This window comes from Pseudomonadota bacterium (genome assembly GCA_010028905.1).
Classification (GTDB): domain Bacteria; phylum Vulcanimicrobiota; class Xenobia; order RGZZ01; family RGZZ01; genus RGZZ01.
In genome coordinates, this window is sequence record RGZZ01000443.1 from 1 (window position 1) to 4,230 (window position 4,230).

Consider the following 4,230-nt stretch of genomic DNA (forward strand, 5'->3'; position numbering starts at 1 on the left):
GCGTGCAACCCCGATCCCTGCCCTCGACGCATTGCTGCAGCGCACCTCCGGCTGGACAGGAGGAGACGGGGCCCACTCGTTCGCCCTGTCTCCCCGCCTGTCGCTTTGGCTCTTCGGCGACACCTTCTATGGCGAGGTGCGCGATCAGCGACGCGTCGCCCCCCGCATGGTGCATAACAGCGCGGCCTGGCTGCGCGACGGGGCGTTCGCGTTCTTTCCCACCCAAGCCGACCTCTTGTGCCCGAAGGACGCTCCCCTCGAATGGTACTGGCCGGGCGAGGGGGCCATCACCGAGCGCGGGCTCGAGCTGTTCTGCATGCGCGTGCGCTCGGTCAAGGGAGGCGCGTTCGGATTCGACTTCGACTGGTATGCCAGCGACCTGCTCGAAATCGAGAATCCGCGCGAAGCACCCACGCGATGGCGCGTCGTCTCACAGACGCCGGGGCCCTCGCAGGGGGGGGTGCAGCTCGGCGCCGCCGTGGCGGTTGAGGGTGCGTGGCTCTATGCCTGGGGCCTTCGCCCGGATGACCCATCGCGCAGCCTCTGCGTGGCGCGCCGGAAGCGCGACGGAGGCGCGTGGACGTGGTTCTGCGCGGGCGCCTGGAGACAGGCCGGCACGCCCCAGCCCTTGTTCACCGAAGCCGCGCCAGAGATGAGCGTGAGCCCGTTTCGCGGGGGATGGCTGGCCGTGTACAGCCCGCGCGGACTGTCACCGGAAATCGCTCTGCGCTGGGCCCCTTACCCCGAAGGGCCGTGGAGCGACGTCGTGACCGCCTATCGCGCCCCCGAGGCCAGTCGCGGGCTGCTGATCTACGGTGCGCGCGCCCATCCGGAGCTGGACGGTCCGGGGCTCGTGCTCACCTACAACTGCAATGCGCCGACGCCAGAGCGGCTGCGCGACGAAGCGTCCGCGTACGCCCCAAGATTCGTTCGGCTTTCGCTCTGATTTCAGCATGGGTTAAGGGGCAGGGTGTATCATCGGGGCATGCGCATCCAGACGCCTCGCCCGCTGACCCGCCCTGAGCCGATGCCCGTCCAGGCTGTCGGTCACGCTCCGCAGCCGGCCGATCGGATCGCGCTGGGCGAGCGGCGCACCGATGCCCTGGCCGCGAACATGCAGCGGCTGCGCGAGACCGCGCGTGCCGCGCGCCCTGCAGCGCCCCCTTCATACGCCCCGCCAGGCCGATATCTGTGGGACTCGTGGGTTCTGCGCGATGACAGCGTCACGCCGCCGCTCTACCGCCTGTTCCATCTCGACGCGCCACAGACCCCCGACCCGGAGGCGCGTCACGACCAGGCGCGCGTGCGACAAGCCGTGTCCACCGATCTGCGCACGTGGACCGACGTAGGCGAAGCCCTCGGCCCTGGCGACAAGGGGCGCTGGGACGATCAGGCAATCTGGACGGGGAACGTCTATCGCGCGGCCGACGGCGGATACCGCTTCTTCTACACCGGCCGCAACCAGCGCGATGGCCAGCTGCAGCGCATCGGCCTGGCGAAATCTTCAGATGGGGTGCACTTCTCACGGTCAGAGCACGCCCTGCTCGAGCCCGACGGTCGCTGGTACGAGACCACCGAGACGTCACCCGTGTACAAGGCCTGGCGCGACCCGACCGTGGTCACCGATTCTGCCACCGGCGAGCACGTGATGCTGTTCACCGCGCGCACCCGCGAGGGTGATTCGCGCTACAAGGGCTGCATCGGCGCGGCGCGGGCCAGTCACCTCGACGGGCCGTACACCGCGACCGCGCCGGTCCTGGCGCCGGGTCGCTACGCGCAGATGGAGGTTCCCCAGGTCATCGAGCGCAACGGCAAGGTGTACCTCTTCTTCTCGTGCTGGGCCTCCGACTACGCGCCCGCGTGGGCCGAAGCCACGGGCGGAGGTCAATCGGGGTTGCACGCCTGGGTGGGCGACAGCCTCACGGGGCCCTTCTCCCCGGTCAACGGTGACGGCGTGGTGACGCGCACCGACGACAACCTCTACACAGTGAAGCTCGTCGACGACCCCTCGCGCCCCGGCGAGTACACCGCCCTGGGCTGGTACGTGAACGATCGTCCTGGGGAGAAGGCGCTCACGCTGTCGCCCCCGATTCCTGTCACGTGGGAGGGCGACCGCATCACGCTCGCCCCGCGTGATCCCGCCCGCTGACCCTGCCCTGCGCCAGGAACGACGCCCTCCGCGCGCGAACCGAACGCCTGTGAAGCAAGAAGCGCTGGAGAGCATCGCCCGGCTGCGAGAAGAGATCGCCAGCCTCGACAAACAGATCCTGGGCCTGGTGGCCAGGCGGCTTGCTGTGGCCGAACAGATCGGGCACCACAAGAAGCAGGCGGGCCTGCCCGTCCGCAACTTCAAGGCCGAGGTCGAGGTGCTCGAACGGGCACGCGTCTCGTGCGCCGAGCTGGGCCTCGACCCCGATGTAGGGCAGGCCTTGCTCAACGTGCTCATCGAGGCCGCGGTGGGGCGCCAGCACGACCTGGCCGAGAAGCCGCACGACGGCCCGCATCAGTCGGTGCTGGTGGTGGGAGGCTGCGGGCGCATGGGAGACTGGCTGTGCCACTTCTTCACCGCCCACGGCCATCGCGTGACGGTGTACGACAGCGGTCCGCAGACCTGTGAGTACCCCCGCGCCGCAAGCCTGAGCGATGCCGCCCGTGCCGCCGACGTCATCGTGCTCGCCGTGCCCATCACCGAGACCGCCGCCATTCTCGAGACGCTGGTCGAAGCGAGGCCTCGCGGGCTGATCTTCGACATCTGCAGCCTCAAGAGCCCCGTGCTCGAACGGTTGCACCACGCCGTTCGTGAAGGCCTCAACGTGGCCAGCGTGCACCCCATGTTCGCACCGGACACCGTTCTGCTCAGCGGTCGCGTGCTCGTCGTCTGCGACTGCGGCAACCCCGCCGCGGCGGAGGCGGCACGCGCCATGTTCGAAGACACCGCGCTGCGCATCGTCGAGATTCCGCTCGATCAGCACGACGAGTACATGGCCTACGTCCTCGGATTGAGCCACGCGGTGAACATCGCCTTTGCCCGCGCTCTCGCCACCAGCGGACACGGCGTGCACGACCTCGATCGCGTCACGAGCACCACCTTCGCCAGGCAATCGCACACCACGCGTCAGGTGGCGAGCGAGAACCCGCGCCTGTACTACGAGATTCAGCGTCACAACGCGCACACCGCGTCGGTGCTCAAGCGACTCACCCAGGCCGTCACCGAACTCGAGGCAGCCGCCTTGAGCGATTCCTCAGAGGCCTTCGTCGCTTTGATGCAGACGAACCGCCGGTACTTCGAAGGGCTCGACACCCCCCCCGAAGAGAGCGCATGATCCCTGCCGGACAACGCCTGGCACGAATGCTGGCGCTCTCCGCACTCGTCGTGCTGGTGGTCATGGCGGCCTTCTTCTGCCTGGTGGCGCCGTCTGAAGCCCCCATCGACTCGCTCGACGGGAAGCGAAACGCGCTCTGGATGGGGCATCGCTGGTTCACCGGAAAGGTGACTGCAGCCGACATCGACGCACTCGTGAGCAACCTCGACGCGCACGCGGTGGGCGACGTGTTCATTCACGTGGGCCCCCTCGACTGCCGAGGGCACATCACGGAGACCGCTCCACCCGCGTGGGCGACGGTGCGAAACCGCCTCAAGGCAAAGGGCGTGCGACTCTTCGCCTGGATGGGCGGCGTCACCCGATGGTCGTATGGGGAAGCCCCTGACACCATCGATGCCGCTCGCCCCGAAGTGCGGCGCGGCATCATCACCACCGCACAAGCGCTGGTCGATGAGGCCCACTTCGACGGCGTGCAGTACGATCTCGAGATCACGCCCGACGGCGATGCCGGCTTTCTTGCCCTGCTCGACGAGAGCCGCGAGGCGCTCAGGGGAACCCCCATCTCGGTGGCAACCCCCAACCTGCGCCCGCCCTGGCTTCTCATCGCGCATCTGTGGACGCGCGACTATTTCACCGAAGTGGCCAGGCGATGCGACCAGCTTGCAGTGATGTCGTATGACACGGGGCTGCCGACGGCGCAGGCGTACACGCGCTACCTCAGATGGGCGTCGAGCGCGCTGGGACAGCTCGTCGGGTCGCTGCCCGCGCGTCGACCGACGCTGCTGATGGGCGTTCCGACCTGCAAAGAGCCGAGCCGCTCCCATCGACCGTCAGCGGAGACCCCTGGCGCGGCGCTCCAGGGGCTTGCGGCCGACCCGACATCGCTGCGTGGCGTGGCCATCTATGT

The 4,230-nt window shown here is 68.6% G+C and carries 4 protein-coding genes; all 4 read left to right on the top strand.

The genetic code is table 11. The features are described 5' to 3' along the window. On the top strand, positions 1–946 hold a 946-nt coding region (locus EB084_20765), incomplete at its 5' end, for a DUF4185 domain-containing protein (GenBank protein ID NDD30699.1). Between the two features lie 39 nt (positions 947–985). Further along, a complete protein-coding gene (locus EB084_20770) occupies positions 986–2,149 on the top strand; it encodes a hypothetical protein (GenBank protein ID NDD30700.1) in 1,164 nt (387 codons plus the stop codon). Continuing rightward, a complete protein-coding gene (locus EB084_20775) occupies positions 2,133–3,323 on the top strand; it encodes a prephenate dehydrogenase/arogenate dehydrogenase family protein (GenBank protein ID NDD30701.1) in 1,191 nt (396 codons plus the stop codon). The genes EB084_20770 and EB084_20775 overlap by 17 nt, the downstream gene beginning before the upstream one ends. A 26-nt stretch (positions 3,324–3,349) precedes the next feature. Then, the coding region (locus EB084_20780) for a hypothetical protein (protein NDD30702.1) at positions 3,350–4,230 on the top strand (881 nt) is incomplete at its 3' end.

What these genes read in the sequence shown, in the direction of transcription:
- EB084_20770 (NDD30700.1), top strand. Translation starts at nt 986, where the DNA reads ATGCGCATCCAGACGCCTCGCCCGCTGACCCGCCCTGAGCCGATGCCC.